Here is a 21,129-nt window from a genome sequence, read left to right on the forward strand (position 1 = left end):
GACGCGATTCACTTCAAGGTGAAGCAGGATGGCGCCATCGTGAACAAGGCCGCTTACATGGTCATTGGTATCGACCTGGATGGTAACAAAGATGTCTTGGGGATGTGGATCGGTGAAAATGAATCGGCGAAGTTTTGGCTGAGTGTTCTGAATGACCTCAAAAACCGTGGCGTCCAAGACATTCTGATTACGTGTGTGGACAACCTGACGGGCTTCTCCCAGGCCATCACCGCTTGCTATCCGAAGACGGAGATTCAAAAGTGCATCATCCACCAAATCCGCAATTCGACGCGTTATGTATCCTACAAAGACCTGAAGAAAGTGACCGCAGACCTCAAGCCCATCTACAAAGCCGCTACGGAAGACATGGCGCGGGTGGAGTTAGATCGATTCGAAGAAACATGGGGAGCAAAGTACCCGCTTATTATCCGGTCATGGCGCACCAACTGGGATGAACTGGCGACCTTTTTCAAGTATCCGCCGGAAATCCGCAAGCTGATTTACACGACAAACATGATCGAGAGCTACCATCGCCAGCTCCGCAAAGTCACCAAAGGAAAAAGCATCTTCCCCACAGATGAAGCGCTGCTGAAGATGCTGTACTTAGTCACCATGGACGTCACCCGCAAATGGACAGGCCGTGTTCAAAACTGGGGACAGATGCTGTTGCAACTCTCAGTCTTCTTTCCTGAGCGCATCGGACAACACCTACCGTGAGAGCCGTTCTCCCCCTTCGGGGAGATTCTCTTTTCATGAGTTTACACATAATTCTTGACAGACCCGGACAGGATCAGTCAGCATTCAACTCATTGTCAAAAAACATTAATATTAGCTCTCAAATTTTACTCCTGTCATTCGTTCACTCAACGCCCAGAGACGCTCAGCTAGCTCAGGATCAATTGCCCAGTTGACCACGCCGTTCATGACCTGGCTCGTTTCCCCGTCTATACTTTCCGGCGGAATCGCTCTGGCGATATCCGCATCCATGCAGAAAACACCGCCTTTGCCTTCAAGCTGGGGACTTGTTGCGCACCATACACTTGTTGCCGCCCCCTGCTCGACCGTTTTGAGATCCTTGTTTGCGGCCTGCTTCTCCTCATCTGTCATAAATCTCACCAGATCCGTCATAATTCTGCCGGGATGCACGGAGAAGGCACGAATGCCATGGGCATAGCCGCGCTTGTCCAATCCGACGGCAAACAGTGCATTGGAAAAAACAGGAGATGCTCCGAAGAACATCTCCTGCCAGGTCCCTAGTTAATCGTTAAATTAAATCCGGATTGAATATAATTCCCGTTCGGATGCGCAATATTGCTGGTCGTCAAGTTGTTGAACGTCGCAGATCCGTTGCCTGTGTACGTGTAGATGGCTGCACCAGGATGTGGTGACGAGAATCTGGAGGTCGTAATGCCGTCCAGTCCGGTACCGTTAATGTTAATATTGTTGAATACGATATTCTGGAATCCGCCGCCGTAGCCGAACTGGATCGCACTGCGTTGGGTGTTCAGAATATCAATGTTTGTAAAGGTAACATTGCGGATCGAATCCCCGGATGCTTCCAGGTCGATTGCGCCGCGCTCACCGTTGTAGAGGTCTTTACTTGTACCACTGTTGATTATCGTTGTGTCGGAGAACAGGATTCCGGTATTGTTTTGGAAATGGTATCCCGGGAATACGGTATTCATGCGGAAGCCGGAGCCGCCTACCGTATCTATAATCAGGTTGTGTGTCGCTTTATGGCCGCTGCCACCGAAGAAAGCGATAGCCGCTGCACGCCAGTTGTTCTCGATTGTATTGTAGGAGAACGTGTTATTCACACCGGCACGCGCACCATTAACGTTACTCGTCCATACCGCAAGGCCGTCATCACCATTGTTGCGGATGCTGCTGTTACGGACGGTAGAATTGCTGGTTCCTTGAGCAAAGTTCACGCCATCAGCGAGGTTATTGCGAATCCGGCTGTTCTCGATGATCAGCCCGTCAGCATAGATTGCTGGCGTATGGGCATAATCTCCAACCCAGAATCCGCACTCAAAATGTTCGACCCATACATTATGAACTCTCGAATCCTTGCCGAAGTTATCCATGAAGGCTTTGTATACAGCCTGCTCGCCATAGCGTGAGCGCAGCATCGAGTTCATATAAATGTTGCTGAAGTCCAGCTTGCCGGTAATGCGGAAGGATATACCGCCGGACTCACGGTTCGGATTCGTGAACTGGATGTTTGTATGCCAGATTCCCGCGCCAAGCACGGTCAGGTTGTTGATTTTATTTTGGACGGTGCCTACCTTCCACATATTGCCAAGATGGAACGTCCCCGCCGGGATATACAGGGTTTTGTTCTGTGCAACTGCAGCATTGACAGCAGCCTCAAATGCGGCAAGATCATCCTGGCCGTCATTGGCCACAGCGCCGAAGTCGGTTACAGACACCGAATTGGCCGGACGGGCAATCGGATCTGGAACCGGCTCAATTTCAATAAAGTCAACGCCATACTCCAGATTGTCTCCATTCGTTTTCTGGATACGGATCGTGTCGCCAGGCTTCAGCGGCGTATCCAGCTTCCAGTGTACTTCATCAAAGCGGAACAGCGGACGGCCGGAGCCTGGTGTGTCCTGCGGATGGTCACTGGAGAAATACTGCCAGTTGTAATAAGAAGTCAAAGGCACGGTTTTGGCCTTCGTGCCGTTCACATAGACGTCCAGTGAACCGTTCAATCCCATGCCATCAGCAGAATCCGGCATTGTGAATCTCATGGTCACCCCTGCTCCGCCTTCACCCTGTCTGACTGTCCACTGGAGATAGGAGCCATTGCTCGGAAGCGCAATATACTGCTGTCCGGAAGCTTCCGATGCGGTCAGAGCCTGATCGAATGTCGGAGCTGTTTTCAAGGTTGCGCCACCGCCGCGTGTAGAATCCTCTGTGTCATATCTGGTATACGGCATGCTTGCACCGCGGGCAGAATAAACAGGAAGATTTGTCGTGGTGATATTATTGTCGCGTTTGGCAGGTATTTCATTGGCATCAGGCGCCACAGTAGTTGTCACTGTAAAGCTGCCGTTTAGTGCCGTCCATGATCCAAGGCTTACATTTGCTGAAGCTCCCGGAGCGAGTGTGCCGTTGTAAGCTCCATTCAACGTCTGAAGCGTCGTACCCGCAGCATTTTTAATCGCGAGCGTAATTCCATGAGCACCGCCTGCTGTAGCAATAGTGCCCTGGTTTTTCAAATTAACTGTAAAGTTGACGGTATTGCCTGCTACCGGAGTGCTCGGTGTCCAAGAGACAGTGCCTACCAGATCAGAGCTCGCTACTGGAGCAACCACGAGCGGTGCAGAATGGGTATAGCTGTTGTTCGCCTTGTTCTGTTCAATAATTGTACCGTTCTCATCTACCTTGGCGCTAACCGTATAGGACGCTGCGCTCTTGGAGCCGGCATTTACCGATACAGTCGCCGAAGCCCCTGCTGCCAGCGCACCTACAGGTGCTGTGCCTGCCAGCGAGTTGTCCAGGTAGAAGTTCACGGATGTTGCCGGAGAAGCGGCACTGCCAATGTTTTGTACGGTGGCATTCAGTGTAATGCTGCTGCTCTCAATTGGTGAAGCCGGGGACCAGGACATATTGGTAATTGTCAGGTCCGGATTTGGCGCTGCCGTGCCAAATACCTGGAACTCGGCAATTTGCCCCGATGGAGCCCCTGTGTTGGATGTAATGTTCAATTGAAGGCGTTTAACCGTTGCTGTTACCGGAATCGTAACCGAATTACCGGTAGCCGGATTAAACGTATAAGGCTGTGCGGATATCAGATTGCTGAAGGTTGTCGTGTTCTGGTTATGGCCGAGCACTTGAATCGTTTGTGTGCGCGTGCTCCAGACGGAGGCCGGGTTAAGTTTCAGTACGATTGATGTGATGTTATGATCAGCACCCAAGTCCAGTGTCAGATTACTTGGAAAACCGTTGCCTTCCCAATAAGTATTGGTGTTGTTGTCATTCGCATTAGCAGCAACAAAGTTTTGTGTGCTGGAGGAAGCTGTAATCGCCTTGCCGATTGCAATATTATCTCCAGTCGGCTGATTTGGCTGGTTCGGTTGATTTGGATGTCCAGGGTTCGTGCCGTCTGTGCCGTAAATTTCGACTTCAGACAGCTGTGCGGCTGGCCAACCTGTGTTCGCAGTTACATTCAAGCGTACATAGCGGGTTTCTGTAGCGGGAAAGTTGATCGTAACCGAATTGTCTGCTACAGAAGGATTGAATGCATACTCCGTAGAACCGACAATATCTGTAAATGTTGAGTCGTTGATGCTTCCTTGAACAGACAAAGTTTGTGTGCGGCTCCCCCAGCCGGCAGGCAGCTTAAGCACGATCTGGTCAATGCTTGCTGTTGCACCCAGATCGACCTGAATCCATTGCGGAAATGCATTATTGCTGCTTTCCCAATAGGTGCCCTGATTGCCGTCATTAATGTTGACCGCACCATAATTTGACGATTGGCTGCTTGCAGTTACCGTTTTGCCAAGTGCCAGATTCGCTCCCCCGGCTGCAAGAATTGTAGTGGGCGGTCCAAATGACATGAAGAAGCTGGATAAGACCATGGTTACAATTAGCGACCATGCGACAGATTTTTTACGCATTATATTCCTCCTCTGGTATACTGTAAGCCCATTCAAACTGTCAGTTTCCAAACATGCTTTCTAATCCATGATAACGATTACATTAAATATCGTCTGAAAATCAATTTGTTAATATTTCTTCTAATCACCCTTCCTTTTGCAAATGAAATGAACGAACTGTCCTCCTTTTATTTGACATACCCTTATTATAGAGAATGTGCTGCCCAGGCTATAAGTTGTGATTCTACGAAGAATGTATGCGTTTCCAAGTAATTGGGGCAAATGACCATCCGGTTCATTATATTCTGCAAACGTTGAATTTTATCGTTTGCCATGAAAAATCCCCGTTTCGCCGCTGCCGTTCCAAGTCAGGAAACGATAAACAAGGGCGAAACAGGGTTTCCAAAAATGTTTATGCCATATATAAAATCCTTGAGGCACAAGGAAATTAAATTCATGAATGAATTATAGAAATAAAGTTGTACATCCAGACTGCATTTCTCTTCCACCCGTGGGGTGAAAACAACGGCATGCGGAAATAATAAAACCGTTCTGAATATTTGATACAACAAAATGGACGCGAATTAGGATTGTTGGCCATTGCTCAAAAGATTTTGTTTCTCTTCTGAAACATTATAAGCCTTCAAAATTGCAGCAAGCAAGCCTGGGAAACGGTCATTCAGATCATCTGCTCTTAATGATACAAATCGTTGTGTGCCCTGAACACGAACTCTTACAACGCCGGACTCCCTCAAAGTGCGAACATGATGGGATACCGTGGATTTCACAACAGGAAGCCCAAAATCTCCGCATGTCCGTTCTTCTCCGGTGCTTAGTTTTGATACAATAAGCAGTCTGACAGGGTCGCTCAAAGCATACAGCACAGTTGACAAATTAAGCTCTGCGCGATCGGGATGATATAGGAATTTCACAGTTAACCTCCTCCTTTGTTCTGTTCAAAAAGCTTATGATTGCATGATAACATAATCGGTGCTATAATTCTATCGTTCGATTATAATCGAATTATAGAACTTGAATGGAGTGAGAATAGTGGCAAATCAGACAAAACCTATTTCAATCCCGGATGGGAAGCAAGGCGGCATTAATGAAGGGATTGTCATTTTGCTGCTCGGCATTACAATTGTGCTCGTCATTATGAATACGACGATGTTTAACCTGGCTTTGCCTGCTATCGCAGAGGAATTTGTTTTAACTGCCTCTTTAACTTCGTGGATCGTAACCGGGTATTCCATTGTATTCGCGATTTCATCCATTACGTATAGCCGGTTGGCGGATTTCGTTCCTATCCGCAGACTTTTCGTTATCGGGTTATTATTTCTTAGCCTGGCTGCCATCCTTGGTATATTCAGCAATAGCTTTGTTATGCTGCTGATTGTTCGTATTTTACAGGCAATTGGTGCCGGATCGGTCCTGTCACTGTCGCTTGTACTGTTGTCACGCTATGTACCGCTTGAGCGCCGGGGTAAAGCAATGGCGACGATAATGTCTTCCGTTTCTCTGGGACTTGGACTAGGACCTGTCATTGGCGGAGCGGTTGTCGAATATCTGGGATGGAAAATTCTGTTTGTTGTCACCGCGGTCACCTTGATATTAGTGCCCATGTATATTTTATTGCTTCCGAAAGAAAAGCCGCAGAAAGGCTCCTTTGATGTATTGGGTGCCTTGCTCATCAGTGCTGGCACCACGGGGCTTCTGTTGTTCCTGACAAATCGTTCATGGATCGTGCTCATCGCCGGGCTGATTGCACTTGCCCTGTTTGTTGTAAGAATTCGTACAGCCAAGGATCCGTTCGTACTTCCCGCTTTATTCGCGAACCGTTCTTATCTAATTTTGGGCGCTATCGGTGTTGCAGCTTATTTATGCAGCTTCTCTACGCTGTTTCTGATGCCACAGATTCTTCTGAAACAATATGGTCTGAGCGCTATTCAGGCCGGACTCGTTATTTTTCCAGGCTCACTGCTGGCAATTATCGTATCGCGCAAAGTCGGAAGCTTCATTGATGCCCGCGGCAACAGTGCTATTATTCGCTTTATTCCGTTGCTGCTGCTGTCTTCTGTTATCCTGTTCGCCTTATTTGAAGGAACATCCTATTTCTCAATCATGTTCATCTACATGCTGATGAGTATTAGCTTCACAACGTTGTCAAGCAGCATTTCCAATGAAATGTCCAGAATATTGCCTTCATCACAGGTTGGATCGGGGATGGGGTTGTACCAGCTGCTGCAATTTTTCAGCGGTGCTTTCGGCGTAGCCATTACGGCCACTGCCATGGTCATGCAGAAGGATCTCCCGCTTCACAGTGCATACAGTAATATATATTGGGGATTGACACTAATCGGCCTGATAGCAATCCTGTGCTCTGTGGCCTATCTTCGAAATGCATTACGCAAACCTCAAGTTTCATAATTTGATGTTCGACAAAAAGCTCAAGAAGTCCTTTTTAGAGGCTTCTTGAGCTTTTTGCGTTATTTGCCCGACAGAAAAAGAAAGTGACGCTCAGGGCAAAAAATCGCCAGGCGGCATATATGAAGCCATAATGGACAAAATAAGGGGATAGCAGATGGCTTATCTGCATAGAAATGTCTGATGACAGGAAGGAGAAACATATGGCTTTGTTTATCTTTCTGGCCGCCCCGATTACAGTTGTCGTTGTCTCCATTCTTCTGCTGTATTTATGGGGAACGATTGGCCATACCAATCCAGAAGATTAAATCGGCCTCCCTGCTCCAGACGGCTTGAAATGGACTGAACCTCCTGCGAAGCGCATACAATGGGATGCGTTTAAGAAACGGGCGCAGCGGGTATAAATCCTCCATATGCGTCCCGTTATTCGCAATTGGAGGGGTTCAAATGAAAATCGGACGATTTTATCAGCTATGCATCAGTATAATTCTGGTGCTGTTGATTGTCTATTTACTGTCTAAGGTTCAATTTTTATTTCAGCCCTTCGTGCTGGGCTTTCAAATTATGGCCCTGCCCTTTCTCGTTTCAGTCTTTTTCTACTATACATTGCGGCCCGCTGCTCATTGGTTGCAAAAATTGAAAATCAGCAAGCCTTTCGCCATTCTGATTTTGTACGGGATAATTGCCGGATTGTTCACTCTGTTCTTCCTCCTTGTCTGGCCCACACTTCGGGGTCAGCTCAACGGATTCATCAACAGTCTGCCGCAATTGGCTGCTGACTTTCAAAAGCAATTCTCCAGGCTGCAGCAGCATGAGCTGCTTCAGGGTCTGAACTTGAATGATCCCAACTTGACAACCAAGCTTTCGGAATATATTGCCCAGGGCATTGATGCGGCTTCAACCTATGTATCCGGCGCGGTATCCTTTGTAACTACAATTGTGATCGTTATCGGAACGGTTCCCATTATGCTGTATTATATGCTCAAGCAGGATAAGGACATTTACCGGAAAACACTGCAGATCACTCCGGGGCCTTACAGGCGCGACCTGCGGGGAACGCTGCTCGAAATCGACCGGATTTTGAGCGAATTTATTTTAGGACGCTTCATTTTGTGTCTTCTGTTGGGTGGAATGATTTATCTCGGCTTCGTAATTATCAATCTGCCGTATTCCCTGCTGTTGGCGCTATTTGCGGCTTCAATGAATTTGATTCCGTACATTGGCCAGGTTCTCGGACTTATTCCGGCACTGATTGTTGCCTTTATTGATGCCCCTTCGATGGTCATCTGGGTCATTGTGATTCATTTTGCAGCGCAGCAGATTGAAGGAAATTTGCTATCCCCCCATATTTATGGGAGAAAGCTGAATATTCATCCTGTAACGACGATTTCACTTATATTGGTTGGAGGGTCAATCGGAGGCATAATCGGGATTATGACGGCCATCCCCTTTTATCTGATTGCGAAGGTAATAGCCGTTAAGCTGTACCGCTTCTACAGGAAGCGTAAAAAAGGAGAATCAGCGGATTCGAATTTTTCACTCTAGATTAGTCTTCTTTCAAGACAATAGCACGCATAACGTTCCCGATTGAATTCTCCGAAAACTTCGCGGGTCAGTTCTCCAAATGAAAGCCGCCGGACTTTTGGTTTGTGCAAGCCTTCTCCGAACAGAATCATCCATAGTTCCACTTCTGCGTTGCCCGGAATATGGCGATCCAGATACTCGAGAAGGTTGTCCTGCCATTTCTCCTGAATGTTTCCCTCCAGCCTGTACACAAATGGCTTAGTAATGTAATACTCTAGATTATATGGAGGATTCGTGCAAGCAGATATATAAAGGCCGCCCATATCCGCTTCCCCTTCAGCGTATAACACGGTGGACTCCTGGTCCCATTCCTCCCAAGGCTTGAGCGGGTGCGGCACAGGTACCGGATTCATTTGCAAAATATCCTTTACTTTTAATGTGGTAACTCCGGTATAGTTTGCCTCCGGCAATTCGTAATCCGCTGCAAGAAATGTGTAATAGCTCATAGGCAGCTCCCTTCCTGGTCTATGGAATCATCCTACAGGAGTTCCAAAATGAAATCAATATCCGAATTTCAAATTTATGGATCAGGTTTGACCCTTTGCTTGAATATCACGTATACTGGAGCTAAGGCTGAAAAGGAAGGATTTTCAATGAACGGCCTAAACATAAAATATTTTTTATAAATTTAGGAGAGATAGTTATGAGTCGCGAGAAAAGACTCAAAATGAAGAAGCTCGAACCCAAACATTTGATCGAATTTAACCAACTGCTGCGTTACGTATTTCAGGTCACCAATCATGATTTGCAGGAAGTCGGCTGGGAAGCACGGGAGATTGCCCTTGCGAAGCTGCCGGTTTTGGAGCAGGCGGATGTTATAGGCTGGTTTGACCGCGACAAGCTGGTCTCCCAGCTGGCGGTTTATCCGTTTCAGGTCCGGATTTTTAACCAGACGTATGATATGGGCGGACTGACCGGGGTCGGAACATACCCGGAATATGCCAATATGGGACTAATGGACAAGCTGATGCGTCAGGCTCTGGCGGATATGAGACAGCGCAAGCAGTCTATTTCCTATCTGTTCCCCTACTCTGTCCCATACTACCGGCGCAAAGGATGGGAGATCATCTCAGATAAAATGACCTTCGAGGTCGATGATTTCCAGCTGCCGAAAATTAAAACGGTGCTTGGCGAAGTCGAGCGAGTAGATATTAATCACAAAGATATCCGCGTTGTCTACGAGCGGTTTGCCTATGCAAGCCATGGAGCCATGATCCGCAATGAATTGGCTTGGGGCGAATATTGGCGCTGGGATGTCGAAGACCTGACAGCAGCGATTTATTACAACAGCGACAGAGAGCCGAAGGGTTACTTGCTGTACTGGATATCAAACGAGGTCTTTCATATCAAGGAAATGGTATTTGTCGATGAGGAAGCGCGAAGCGGTCTGTGGAATTTTATCAGCGCGCATTTCTCCATGGTATCGAAGGTAATCGGCAATACCTATACACATGAACCGCTCGCCTTTTTGCTGGAGGATGCCGATATTAAGGAGACAATCTCGCCTTACTTTATGGCGCGGATCGTAGATGTCGAGCAGTTTATTTCCCAGTATCCGTTCAAGCCGCATACAGAGCCGCGTGTATGGACGTTTACACTGGATGACCCGTTATTGGAGTGGAATCAGGGCATCTTTACTGTTCATATTTCCCCGGAAGGCAAAGCGGAGCTTACCCGCGGCGGGGACCGGGATTCAACCCGGCTCGATATCCGGACCTTGACCACAATGCTGTTCAGCTACAAGCGGCCGGACTATCTCCACCGGATCGGGCGTCTTGTATGCAGCCTGGAAACCTTAGAGCAGCTTGAAGACATGATTGATCAGCAGACGCCTTATTTCTCGGATTATTTCTGATTAAAGTTTGAGAACTGAACCTTTATATAATTAAAGCCCCTGGCTTCTCAATTGCTATTGAGAAGCCAGGGGCTTTCTTAAGTATGGCTATACATTATCAGATTTTGCAATTCAGACAGAAATGCGCGGAGCTTTACGAAATTTAATACGCATCCCCGGCAGCACACTGGCAAGCATAACTAGCGCAGAGCAACTATATACGACAAGCAGTGAAGTACCTGCCATAAGGACACCGGATAATGACGACCCGATAAGAATCATTGCCATGAACATGGGCATGATGGTTCCATTCACTCGTCCGATCAGATGCTCATCAATTCGTGTCACGAGATAGGTAGAGATGATGATGTTCACGAAAGCCATGCTGATGGAACCGAGGAAGCTAAAGATTAACGTCAGCCAAAGCCATCCGGACAGCACTTCTCCCAATGTCATTGCTGCAAGCACGCCAATCCCCATGATCAGGCCAAGGTTAGGTTTTATTTTGCTGCTGAATGCGGCAGCCAGCAAACCGCCAATTAGCAAGCCGAGTCCGGATACCCCGGAGAGGAACTGCAGAGATGCAGCTTCGAGGCCGAGACGTTCCGTGATGATGAAGATTTGAAGCGGATTAATAAGCCCTGTAGATAATCCCAGGCATATAAATAAAGCTGCTACCATTTTCAGTGATTTGGAGTTAAATATATAAGTCCAGCCTTCCTTAATATCTGCCAGCAGAGAGGTGCCGGTTTCCCGGGATACTTTATCCTTAGGCAGGAAAGCAAGCAGCACTGCAGAACTGGTGAAAAGAACAAGCAATGAATAGAGGGAAGCCTGTATTCCCAGGAAGGTATAAATAAATGTCCCGGCAATTGGACCGAGAATGAAAAACAGCGACTGGGAGCTTTGCGTAATCGCAACTGCTGATTGCACATGCTCTTCATCCACATTTCGCTTGACAATTTTGATTGATGAAGGCTGCGAAAATTGGCTTACAATCGAGGATACGAACGTCGCGGCATATAAGACCTCCCAATACCCTGAAGCGAGGACAGCAATAATACCTACAATCGACAAGGTACTCAAGATATCTCCGGTAATCATGGTCCGTTTCGGGTTCCAGCGGTCAGCCAGCGCCCCGCCGATGAAGGAGAAGACAAAGATCGGTACATACTCCAGAACCGTAATCAGAGATATTGCTACTGGGTTGCCGCCGGTCTTTTCCATAATAAAATAAAGAATCGCCATATTGCGAATCCATATCGCCAGGTTTTGAAGCAGATCAGACCCTGTAACAATAAGAAATGCCCGATTGGTTAATAAACTTCTCATGTATACCCCCTATTAAACCGACTGTACGGTCTACTAATGATCAAAAGAAAAACTGATATGATTAATCAGTTCTTTTCGTATGTATTTTGGATGCCGCTTAAAATCGTTGCAATTCCTGCCCTGTAGAGCCTCCGGATTTCGGTGAATTCCAGTTCATAGTAAAGTGTGCTCAACCCATTCAACAAACTGTTAATGATATACATCAAATCATCAGGATTCTGCTTCTTCAGCTCCCGCTGCTCCATGCCCTGAATAATAATATTTTTGCAGGTGGTATACGGAATTCGTATAATCGCCAGCATCTCTTCCATCATCTCAGCGCTGATAGACTGCCCGGAGACGAATTCATTAATGGCGTTATGCAGCGGGTTCTCCATGTCATCCACATAATGATCTGCCAGTCCGTACAGCTTTTCAATTGAGGTTGTATACTGTTCTTCTTTGGCATGCCAAGATGCGATCCACTCTTCATAACTAAGCTTGATTAAATACATGAAGAGTTCCTCTTTGCTCTTGAAATGGTAGTAAATACTGCCCTTGCTTCGGTTATTAACGGTGCAAATTTCCTCCATCGAGGTAGCCGCGTAACCCTTCTGGGCAAATAATTCCTTCGTGTTCCAGGCAATATCTTTCTTAATCTGTGCGACATCCTTCCTGCGCTTCACCTCGATTGAAAATCCCTCCCGCTAAAAAACTGACCGTTCAGTCTAATGGTATCATGAACCATGAACAACGTCAACGGCTCAAATCCTCAAGCAACTTACGATATTCAAAACTTTCCCTGTTGTACCTTCGAGTAGTCATAAAGATCGACGACAGCGCCATGTTCGAAGTCACTTTTGAATAAGCAGGCTATGATTTGTTGTGCTGTTTCCTCTGGTGTTGTCAGCATGCCAGCATCTTTTACCTGCTCAAATAATCCGGCTGACGGAAATAGGGATGGATCTTGGCTTCTCGCTTCCTGTTGCAAATTAGTATCAATCATCCCGGGCCAAATAGAGACAATACCTGTGGGAGCATCGGAGTGATTTTGTTCCAGAGCCGCGCATTTCGAGAAAACATCCAACCCTGCTTTTGCAGTTGAATACAAGCTCATACCGGGATGAAGATTTTTGGCAGAACCTGACGATATATTCAGAATTCTCTTATCGAGCCGGTAATGGTTCGTCTTCTTGATAAAGAACGACGTCAGCAGAATTGGCGCAAGTAAATTTACATTCATATTTCGGGTTATTTCACTAACCATTGCTGTATCAATGAATGCAACAGGAGCTATCACAGAAGCATTATTAATGAGGTAAATTCCCTCGGCATTCGATACATCAATTGCACTGAAAATTCTCTCCATTAAATGCTCGATCTCATCTATTTGATTTAAATCAAATTCATAGTAGTTGATGTTATGGCTTTTATTGATCAGCTTTTCATTTCTTTCTCGTGAGATGCAGAACAAATAATGATCCGGAGCAATCAGTTGCTCGGCAATAGATTCTCCAATCCCTCTTGAAGTACCCGTAATAATAAAATATTTCATTGCTGCACCCCCTTCAGCTTTATTAACAACAACCCGTTAACTGAAATGTTATACATTCAAACGTTCACTCTTAATCCAAAATGACGCTCTTCTGCGGATCCCTTAAAAACTCAAACATCGTCTTTATTTGCTCCGGAGTATTTCGTTCCAGGGACAGACTGGGCAGGCGTTCCTCATCGAAAAATCCGACGGCGCTCGTCTCCAGGCCGCTTGTGGCCTCACCACCAATAATTTCACAAGCAATAAACAGCTTATAGACATGGTACGGCTCAGGCGGGTGTTGATGAAACTTCTTGTCCATAACGGCCAGCAGCCTGATCGCAGCGGTATCAAATCCGGACTCTTCCCTGATTTCCTTGACCGCAATTTCTGAGGGCGACAGGCCGATATCCGCCCATCCTCCAGGAAGCGCCCAAGCGCCATCTATCTTCTCCTGAACGAGCAGAATTTTATTGTCCCGGAACACAACGCCCCGAATATCCACCTTTGGCGTAGCATAACCCGTTTCATTGGCAAAAGCCAATTCAATTGGACTTCTCTCTTGCCTTGTATGATGGGCCAAAATATCAACACTGATCCGCCTAAGCTCCTCATAGCGTTCAACATCATAAGGGTCCTTCGTATACGTCAGCCCGATTTGTGCAATTGCCTGAATTTGCTTTGCCCACTCCAGCCATTGATAGGTCATGTACCTTCCCCCATTCTGATTTCTTCCAACAACGAAACACGCTATTATCAAGATGTGAGCCTTCTTCTCTCTCTGCTGCTTTATTATCCACTATATACCATATTATAGGGGATCGGATATATTTTGTATAACGAATTATATTCATTGTTATAATCGAATTGTTAGATGATAGAGGAGAGATTTTGCATGATCTAAAGAAAAGGGACAAGAGAGCAGATGCCCTCTCCTGTCCCTTTTAATAACCTTATTAAGCTAAACGCACCTAAAGCCTTAGCTTGCTTTTCTCCATTTTAATGTACGAGCCGTTGGCAGAACCCATATATAAATAGCGGTCATCTTCATGTATCAGGGCATTACGGGTATAGGGGTCCATCATCTCGGGGTAACTAAACAGGATGTCGCTGAGACGATACCTGATTTCCCCCTGTTTCTTGTCGATGTTGAGCACATCCAGCCCACAGGTGAGCAGCAGGATGCCGTCCTTTATAAAAAATTGCCCCGGCCAATTGAGGCCATCCTCGGAGTAACGCTTGCCGTCAGGCAAGATGCGACTATCCCCGCTCTTGATTTTCCACTTGATCTGTCCATCCGATTTGCGCAGTGCCACAGGCAGGTTATTATTCAAGACAGCATATACAGTGTCCTTGTCAATCGCCCCTCCCCGGGCAGAGCCTTTAATTTCCCATAACGTTTTGCCTGCTATCGCATCATATAAGGCTGTTACGATTTGCTTGGCATCCCAGTAGTTCTTGGCATCCTGAGGTTTCCCGATTAACCAATACCGTTCATTAATTGCCTCCACATAATTGCCTTCCTGCATCGCATAGCGGCTAATAATTTTCCCGCTCCTAAGATCGATGTAGAGCTGCTCTTGGCCTACGGACAGCCACTTTTTCTGTGAAGGTTGGGAAAATGGATTGTCAGGCGGGGGAACAAATGTAGAAGAACCCTGATCGGCGGAAAACTCTTTCCCGCTCAGCTTCCAAGCCAACTTGCCTGTTCCCGGTTCAAGTGCTTGGAGGGCAGCCCCCTGATGAATGAGAATATAGCTGTCATTTGCACCTTTATACAGTATCCGGATAGGCATATCAAAAGTCTTGCTCCATTTGAGTTTGCCGCTTACAGCATCCCACGCCGTCAGCTTCCCGCCCTTCTGCTCGTGAAACTCCGAATAAATCACGATTGCACCGGCCGCACCGGAGAGCCAGTTGAAACCCTCATACTCTTTCTGCTTCAAGTGCTTTTGCCAGACTGTTTTCCCGTCGGATACCCGCACCCGCCGCAAATGCGATTCCCATTCCTTCGTCTCTTGGTTGGCTTTTTGGTAAAGTACCGTTATATGCCGGCCATTGCGATCCAGCACCGTGCTGGCGCCTGAATAGCCCAAATCAATCTGCCACAGCTTCCGGCCTGAAGTTCGGTTCACCGCATACAGGCTGGAATCATAATGCATCCCGCTAAATCCCCCGTCATCCCCCATTAAAATCAGGGCCTGATCTGTAACCGCATGCAAATAGTTATAGGCGAGCGTGCTATTAACACGCCATGCAGGCTTTATGGTTTTTGAACTGACTAGCGGAATCGCCCTGAACGCAAAACCTGGCTTGGAAAGTGTCCAATTAAAATGCTCTACTACCTTGGACAACGTGATTACGAGTTGTCCATCCTCCCGTTCATACCGCCAGTTCTCTCCAAGTTTCATTGGAAGGCCGGTCATATTCAAGTTGCCTGACGTTTCAATCAGGTCCGCTTCTCCCAATAGGAGTCGAATTTGCTCTCTTTTAATACCTGGCCGCAATATGACCTCTGTTATATCTTTTAGGGTCCCGGTTGGGATGGCAGTAGCCTGGCGGAAGATTCCGCCTTGGACTGCGGATTTGGATAGGATATCAGATTTATGGATCCATAGCAGTGATGGCCGGTTCGGAGCAACAAAATCCAAATTTTCGTAAGGAATATAGTCATCAGGCGGAGGAATGATTATGCCGTACCAGTCCTTCCATTCCAATACGCTAAGGATATCGTCTGCTGCTGTATGCGGAACTTTCAGCCACTCCTTTGCTTTCCACTTGAGCAAGCTGCCCGGGTACAAATGAAGCTGTGCCTCATCTGCCAGTCTCAAGCGGAGTGCGCTGCGTAGCTTGACCTCAGCTTGAGACTGCTCATCCGCATACCAGGAAGGCACCCAGACCTCACCATAACTGCTTTCAAGCTTCAACCATTCTCCTTGCTTCTCTTTCGTCGGATATGAAAGCTGATCATCCCAATAACTCCATATTTGCGTGCTCTTTGCTGTCTGCTCCTTCAAAGGTTCTGCGAACATAGGAGCGATTGCCCCTAGGGTAACCGTCTCCTCCATCGTTTCATTATTGGAAGCGTCTTGCCTGTTGCTTGCTCCTTCAATCGAATGAGCTACCCCCGTATAAATGACCTTTGGGGGCGAGGCCGTTGTGCCTGCGATCTGCATGACGTCCAGCGGTTGGGCATTCGGCAGGTTATCTGTTGAAGATTGATTCGCCCCGGACTCTCCCGTACATCCGGCAATAGCAAGCGCAGCAGACAACAACAGCAGGATTGCCTTGGAGCCCATGCGAGGCTTCACACGGGACTGAATACGAAAATGATTCATCGGACTCTCCTTTTTTATCCCTTGATTTGGAAATTCAATTACTTAGAAGACGTATGAAACAAAAGAAATGTTGTATGTTTTTGTAAAAAAATCTTTTTTTGCTTCAAGCTTTCAATTTCCCATTGACTTTCTTCTTCCATGTTCAATATTTTGATAGACTTTTTGAACGATTCACGTATTCTGTAGCCTTCAGGCAGTGTATGATGAAGAAAGTATCGTCTTTGAGGAGGTGAGATTAATCTGGAAGCCGGATCGTACAAGTGAAATTCCGATATACAAGCAAATTGCCGACGAGATCGAGCGGAGAATCTCATATGGAGAGTACCCTCCAGGCAGCCAGCTCCCTTCGGAGCGCAAATTTGCCGAGCAGCTCGGTGTGAACCGCAGCACGATTATTCTCGCCTATTCGGAACTTCGTTCGCTTGGCATCATTGAGAGCCATACCGGAAGCGGAACACGCGTAAGCAAAGATAAATGGGAAGCAACACCAAGGCATACGCCAAACTGGAAGCGCTATGCCGAGGGCGGCAGTTTTCTTCCCAACCTGCCTTTCCTGCGCCGAATCAGGGAGGCCTTGCAGCAGCAGCCATCACTAATCGATTTTGCCAGCGGTGAGCTCGGACCTGATCTGGCACCCGTAGCCGAAATCAATGCCCTGATACGCAAGCTGCCCGACTTGTCTTACTTGGGGTACAATGATCCTCAGGGATACTTTCCGCTCAGGCAGGCGCTGCTCTCCTATTTGGAGCACTATCGGCACATTCATTCTACAGAGTCATCTGTTCTGATTACTTCCGGCTCGCAGCAGTCGCTGTATCTGATTACACAATGTCTGCTGTCCCCCGGTGATGCGGTTGCAATTGAAGATCCTTCCTATTGCTACTCGCTGCCCATGTTCCAGTCTGCCGGGCTGCGCCTGTTCCGCCTGCCTTCCGATGAGAGAGGCGTGCGTCCTGAGGATATTCGCGCACTCTACAAGAAGCATCGGATTAAAATGCTGTTTCTTAATCCCACTTACCAGAATCCGACAGGAGCCGTGCTCGATCAGGAACGCAGAGTGCAGTTGCTGGATGTCGCAAGCGAGCTTGGGCTGCCTATCGTCGAGGATGATCCGTTCAGCCTGACCGCCTATGATGTCCGTCCTCCATTGCCGCTCAAGGCCATGGATACGGTAGGCTCTGTCCTGTATATCGGCTCCTTGTCCAAGATCGCAGCCTCGGGACTGCGCGTCGGCTGGATGGTTGCGCCGCGCGCCATTGCCGAGCGGCTGGCCGATGCCAGGGCACAGATGGACTTTGGCCTCAGCATTGTCCCGCAGCAAGTGGCGCTGCAGTTTCTGGGATCGGATGATTTTGCGCCTCACCTGGAGCGGCTGCGCATGAAACTGCTTTACAAGCGTGACCTTCTGGTCGAGACACTCCAACGGGAACTTGCTGACGAAGTGACATTCACTGTTCCGGAGGGCGGACTTCACCTGTGGTGCAAAATCAGGCCCAAGGTCAGTGATGCCCGGCTGTTTGAGGAAGCGATCCGCCGTGGTGTTGCCTTCTCTCCAGGAAGTGTTTACGGCTCGGATTCAGGGTACATGCGCTTGACTTACGCCAGACCGAGAACGGAAGAGATTGTACCGGGTATTAAACTGTTCGCAGAGGCATTGCGGAGTGTAATGGAGTGAATGGGCAGCAAAGTGTAAAAAGAACCGGCTGATCTGTCTGCAAACAGATTCAGCCGGTTCTTTAGCTATCCAATATGGATGCTTCCTGTCGATGTAAAATTAAAATTAGAATGCTGCTGCAACCGCCACACCATATTTTTCCTCAATAAACTTTTTCACTTCAGGCGATGTCAGTGCTTCATCCAGCTTCTTGATTTCCTCGCGGTTCTCATCGCCGGTGCGCACGACAATCACGTTTGCATACGGGGAGTTGGCATTTTCACGGAATACTGCCGATTTCGGGTCTATACCAGCCTCCAGAATCAGGTTCGTATTAATAACGGCCCCCTCCAGATCCTGCAGCGCCCGCGGAAGTGTGGCAGAGTCGGCCTCTACAAACTTCAGATTTTTCGGATTTTCTACAATATCCTTTGGCGTAGCTTCATAGGTCGTCAGACCATCCTTGAGCTTGATCAGTCCTTGCTCCTGAAGCAGCACCAGCGCACGATATTCGTTGGAAGGGTTGTTCGGAATACCGATTTGCGCCCCATCCTTCAATTCATCCACCGATTTGATCTTGTCAGAATAAAAGCCGATCGGCTCAACATGGACCTTCGTCGTCACGGTAAAATCATAACCCTGTTCGGTCTTCACGGAATCCAAGTACGGAACATGCTGAAAGTAGTTCGCATCAATCTGCTTTTCCTTGAGCGCCGGATTCAGCTGGCCTTCATCATCAAAGACGACGACATCGAGATTGACGCCCTGCTCCAGCAGTTTCGGCTTGATAAAGTTCAAAATTTCCGCATGCGGTACGGCAGCAGCTCCAATTTTGAGCGTCGTCTCCTTGACCGGCTCTTCCGTTTTGGCGGATGAATCATTTTTTGCACCGGAATTTGCTTCGCCTTGCGCCGGTTTGCTGTTGGTCGCGCTGCCTGTATTGGAACCCGAACCGGAACCGCAAGCAGTCAAAGCAAGCGTGAACACCAGAATAATTGCAGCCAACATATATGTTTTTTTGATTTTCATTGTAAATCCCTGCTTTCCTAAAATGAATTTTGTTTTGCCATAAAGAAAATAGCACCCACATGGTAAGTCCGCTCGAACGGGCTAGTTTAACCATGCACATCTTATTAGAGCGCTGCACTGCTTGGAATATTCGTTTTAACTAAGCTAATCCAGCTTGTATCGCTTGCGTTCAATTCGCTTGGCCGTATAATCCCCGGTCCACTGAATCGTCTGCACAAGCAGAATAATAATGATGACAGTAGCGAATAAAATATCCTCCCGGAAGCGCTGATAACCGAAGCGGATAGCCAGACTTCCCAGTCCTCCTGCACCGATTGCCCCGGCGACAGCTGTAAACTCCGTAATCGCGATGACGGCAATCGTCAGACCGCGAACGAGCGCTGGCAGTGCTTCAGGAATGAGCACCCGGAAAATGATGGTGAAAGGCGAAGCGCCAATCGCTTTGGCCGCCTCAATTTTGCCTGTATCAACTTCCTTGAGCGAGTTCTCAATAATTCGCGCCAGGAAAGGAGCCGCCCCGATGGATAGCGAGACGATCGCAGCCGTCGGTCCCAGTGAAGTGCCTACAATTAGCCTGGATAACGGAAGCAGCAGCACAATCAGAATGATAAACGGCAGTGAACGTACAGTATTAATGAAAGTTCCGGTGATTTTGTTCACGATGGGAGCCGGCAAAATGCCGCCCTTTTCCGTCACGACGACAATAATGCCAAAGGCAAGACCCAGCAATATCGCAAAGATTGAGGACCAGACCACCATATAGAGCGTCTGCCCCAGCCCCTCCAGCAGCAAATCGTACAGATCATCCTTCATATGCCCGCACCCAGCCCTTCCACAGCGTACCTCCTGCTCTGGTACCGGTTCACAATGTTGACAAAGCGCTGAGCCGTCTCGCTCTCCGGATTGAAGAACAGCTTATCGACCGTCCCCGTCTCGACGATACGTCCCTTTTCGATGACCGCCATCTGATTGCAAATATGCTGCAATACATCCAGCTCATGTGTGATCAGCAGGATCGTCAACCCGAGCTGGCGGTTGATGTCCTTGAGCAGCTCCAGAATGGAGAAAGTCGTCTCGGGGTCAAGCGCTGATGTTGCTTCATCGCTCAGCAGCACATCCGGGTCATTGGCAAGCGCCCGGGCGATGCCGACCCGCTGCTTTTGCCCGCCGCTAAGCTGTGACGGGTAGCTGTTCTCCTTGTCGGAGAGCTGAACCAGATTCAGAATTTCCCTCACCCGGTTGCTAATCTGCACCTTGTCATGTCCAGCGACTTCCAGGGGGAATGCGACATTCTGATAAACCGTTTTCGCATCCAGCAGATTGAACTGCTGAAAAATCATTCCGATCTTCTGCCTCGCCTTGCGCAATGCTTTGCCTTTCAGGGCGGTAATGTCTTCCCCTCCAATGAGAATGCGCCCGCCATCAGGCTCCTCAAGGCGGTTCAGACAGCGGATCAGCGTGGACTTGCCGGCGCCACTGAATCCGATAATGCCGAAGATATCCCCCTTGCGAACGTCTAATTGAATGTCATCCAGAACCTTGATCCGGCCCTGGACCGTGTTATAGCTCTTGCTAAGTCCCTCTACGGCAATCAATCCTTCAGCCTCCCTCCCGTTTTGACGTGTGTTTTTTCGGAAATATAAGAATGGACAGCATTCCCTTGACGGGTATTCTTATATTTCTGCGCGAAACGATGCTGCGTTTGTCAAAAGACGGCTTCAGCCGTTTACGCTTGTTTGTGACACCCTTTGCTTCATCATACAAATACAAAAAGGAGATCCCGACTATATAAACAGTCAGCATCTCCGGTTTGC

18 protein-coding genes are annotated in these 21,129 nt (G+C 47.9%); 6 read left to right on the forward strand and 12 right to left on the reverse strand.

The features are described 5' to 3' along the window. On the forward strand, positions 1-717 hold a 717-nt coding region (locus tag H583_RS0110755), incomplete at its 5' end, for an IS256 family transposase (protein WP_028560475.1). A 111-nt stretch (positions 718-828) separates the two neighbouring features. Here the strand turns inward: H583_RS0110755 and H583_RS32565 are convergent. The 3 genes from H583_RS32565 to H583_RS0110770 form a co-directional block, all read right to left on the reverse strand. Beyond that, on the reverse strand, positions 829-1,239 hold the full coding sequence (locus H583_RS32565; protein ID WP_036709225.1) for an SDR family NAD(P)-dependent oxidoreductase: 411 nt from the start codon (positions 1,237-1,239) through the stop codon (positions 829-831). A 14-nt stretch (positions 1,240-1,253) separates the two neighbouring features. Beyond that, positions 1,254-4,628 (reverse strand): discoidin domain-containing protein, encoded by a 3,375-nt coding sequence (locus tag H583_RS0110765; RefSeq protein ID WP_028560476.1) that lies wholly within the window; start codon positions 4,626-4,628, stop codon positions 1,254-1,256. A 563-nt stretch (positions 4,629-5,191) separates the two neighbouring features. Continuing rightward, positions 5,192-5,539, reverse strand: coding sequence for an ArsR/SmtB family transcription factor (locus H583_RS0110770; RefSeq protein ID WP_028560477.1), 348 nt, complete (start codon positions 5,537-5,539; stop codon positions 5,192-5,194). Positions 5,540-5,657: 118 nt separating this feature from the next. Between H583_RS0110770 and H583_RS0110775 the strand changes: the two genes are divergently transcribed. From H583_RS0110775 to H583_RS0110785, 3 genes are all read left to right on the forward strand, one after another. Beyond that, entirely contained in the window at positions 5,658-7,034 is a 1,377-nt protein-coding gene (locus H583_RS0110775) for an MFS transporter (RefSeq protein WP_051236302.1), read from the forward strand. A gap of 200 nt (positions 7,035-7,234) precedes the next feature. Next, positions 7,235-7,339, forward strand: a complete 105-nt coding sequence (locus tag H583_RS38125; RefSeq protein WP_425414512.1) for a cytochrome bd oxidase small subunit CydS — start codon at positions 7,235-7,237, stop codon at positions 7,337-7,339. Between the two features lie 139 nt (positions 7,340-7,478). After that, a complete protein-coding gene (locus H583_RS0110785; protein WP_028560479.1) occupies positions 7,479-8,576 on the forward strand; it encodes an AI-2E family transporter in 1,098 nt (365 codons plus the stop codon). Here H583_RS0110785 and H583_RS32570 read toward each other — a convergent pair. Continuing rightward, positions 8,573-9,061 carry a hypothetical protein gene (locus tag H583_RS32570; protein ID WP_051236304.1) on the reverse strand — a complete coding sequence of 163 codons (489 nt, stop codon included), beginning with the start codon at positions 9,059-9,061 and terminating at the stop codon, positions 8,573-8,575. The genes H583_RS0110785 and H583_RS32570 overlap by 4 nt on opposite strands. 197 nt (positions 9,062-9,258) lie before the next feature. On the opposite strand from H583_RS32570, the gene H583_RS0110800 reads away from it, so the two are divergent. Beyond that, entirely contained in the window at positions 9,259-10,470 is a 1,212-nt protein-coding gene (locus H583_RS0110800; protein WP_028560480.1) for a GNAT family N-acetyltransferase, read from the forward strand. Positions 10,471-10,581: 111 nt separating this feature from the next. On the opposite strand, the gene H583_RS0110805 is transcribed toward H583_RS0110800, so the two are convergent. The 5 genes from H583_RS0110805 to H583_RS0110825 all read right to left on the reverse strand — a co-directional run bounded on the left by H583_RS0110805 (position 10,582) and on the right by H583_RS0110825 (position 16,632). Further along, entirely contained in the window at positions 10,582-11,781 is a 1,200-nt protein-coding gene (locus H583_RS0110805; RefSeq protein WP_028560481.1) for an MFS transporter, read from the reverse strand. Between the two features lie 65 nt (positions 11,782-11,846). Further along, positions 11,847-12,446, reverse strand: a complete 600-nt coding sequence (locus H583_RS0110810; RefSeq protein ID WP_036709229.1) for a TetR/AcrR family transcriptional regulator — start codon at positions 12,444-12,446, stop codon at positions 11,847-11,849. Positions 12,447-12,550: 104 nt separating this feature from the next. Then, the gene (locus H583_RS0110815) at positions 12,551-13,315 is read right to left on the reverse strand and encodes a (S)-benzoin forming benzil reductase (protein WP_028560483.1); all 765 of its coding nucleotides are present in this window, start codon (positions 13,313-13,315) and stop codon (positions 12,551-12,553) included. A 70-nt stretch (positions 13,316-13,385) separates the two neighbouring features. Further along, positions 13,386-14,003 carry an NUDIX hydrolase gene (locus H583_RS0110820; RefSeq protein ID WP_028560484.1) on the reverse strand — a complete coding sequence of 206 codons (618 nt, stop codon included), beginning with the start codon at positions 14,001-14,003 and terminating at the stop codon, positions 13,386-13,388. Positions 14,004-14,265: 262 nt separating this feature from the next. Continuing rightward, positions 14,266-16,632 carry an outer membrane protein assembly factor BamB family protein gene (locus H583_RS0110825; protein WP_028560485.1) on the reverse strand — a complete coding sequence of 789 codons (2,367 nt, stop codon included), beginning with the start codon at positions 16,630-16,632 and terminating at the stop codon, positions 14,266-14,268. A 238-nt stretch (positions 16,633-16,870) separates the two neighbouring features. Between H583_RS0110825 and pdxR the strand changes: the two genes are divergently transcribed. Beyond that, positions 16,871-18,307: a MocR-like pyridoxine biosynthesis transcription factor PdxR gene (pdxR, locus tag H583_RS0110830; RefSeq protein WP_028560486.1), complete on the forward strand. Its 1,437-nt coding sequence runs from the start codon at positions 16,871-16,873 to the stop codon at positions 18,305-18,307. Between the two features lie 105 nt (positions 18,308-18,412). Here pdxR and H583_RS0110835 read toward each other — a convergent pair whose 3' ends face one another. The 3 genes from H583_RS0110835 to H583_RS0110845 all read right to left on the reverse strand — a co-directional run bounded on the left by H583_RS0110835 (position 18,413) and on the right by H583_RS0110845 (position 20,910). Further along, entirely contained in the window at positions 18,413-19,315 is a 903-nt protein-coding gene (locus H583_RS0110835) for a MetQ/NlpA family ABC transporter substrate-binding protein (protein WP_028560487.1), read from the reverse strand. A 144-nt stretch (positions 19,316-19,459) separates the two neighbouring features. Then, the gene (locus H583_RS0110840) at positions 19,460-20,128 is read right to left on the reverse strand and encodes a methionine ABC transporter permease (RefSeq protein WP_028560488.1); all 669 of its coding nucleotides are present in this window, start codon (positions 20,126-20,128) and stop codon (positions 19,460-19,462) included. Continuing rightward, positions 20,125-20,910, reverse strand: a complete 786-nt coding sequence (locus tag H583_RS0110845; protein ID WP_028560489.1) for a methionine ABC transporter ATP-binding protein — start codon at positions 20,908-20,910, stop codon at positions 20,125-20,127. Before H583_RS0110845 ends, H583_RS0110840 begins: the two co-directional genes overlap by 4 nt. Positions 20,911-21,129 lie beyond the last annotated feature (219 nt).

The organism is Paenibacillus pinihumi DSM 23905 = JCM 16419, assembly GCF_000422505.1.
Classification (GTDB): Bacteria; Bacillota; Bacilli; order Paenibacillales; family Paenibacillaceae; genus Paenibacillus_D; species Paenibacillus_D pinihumi.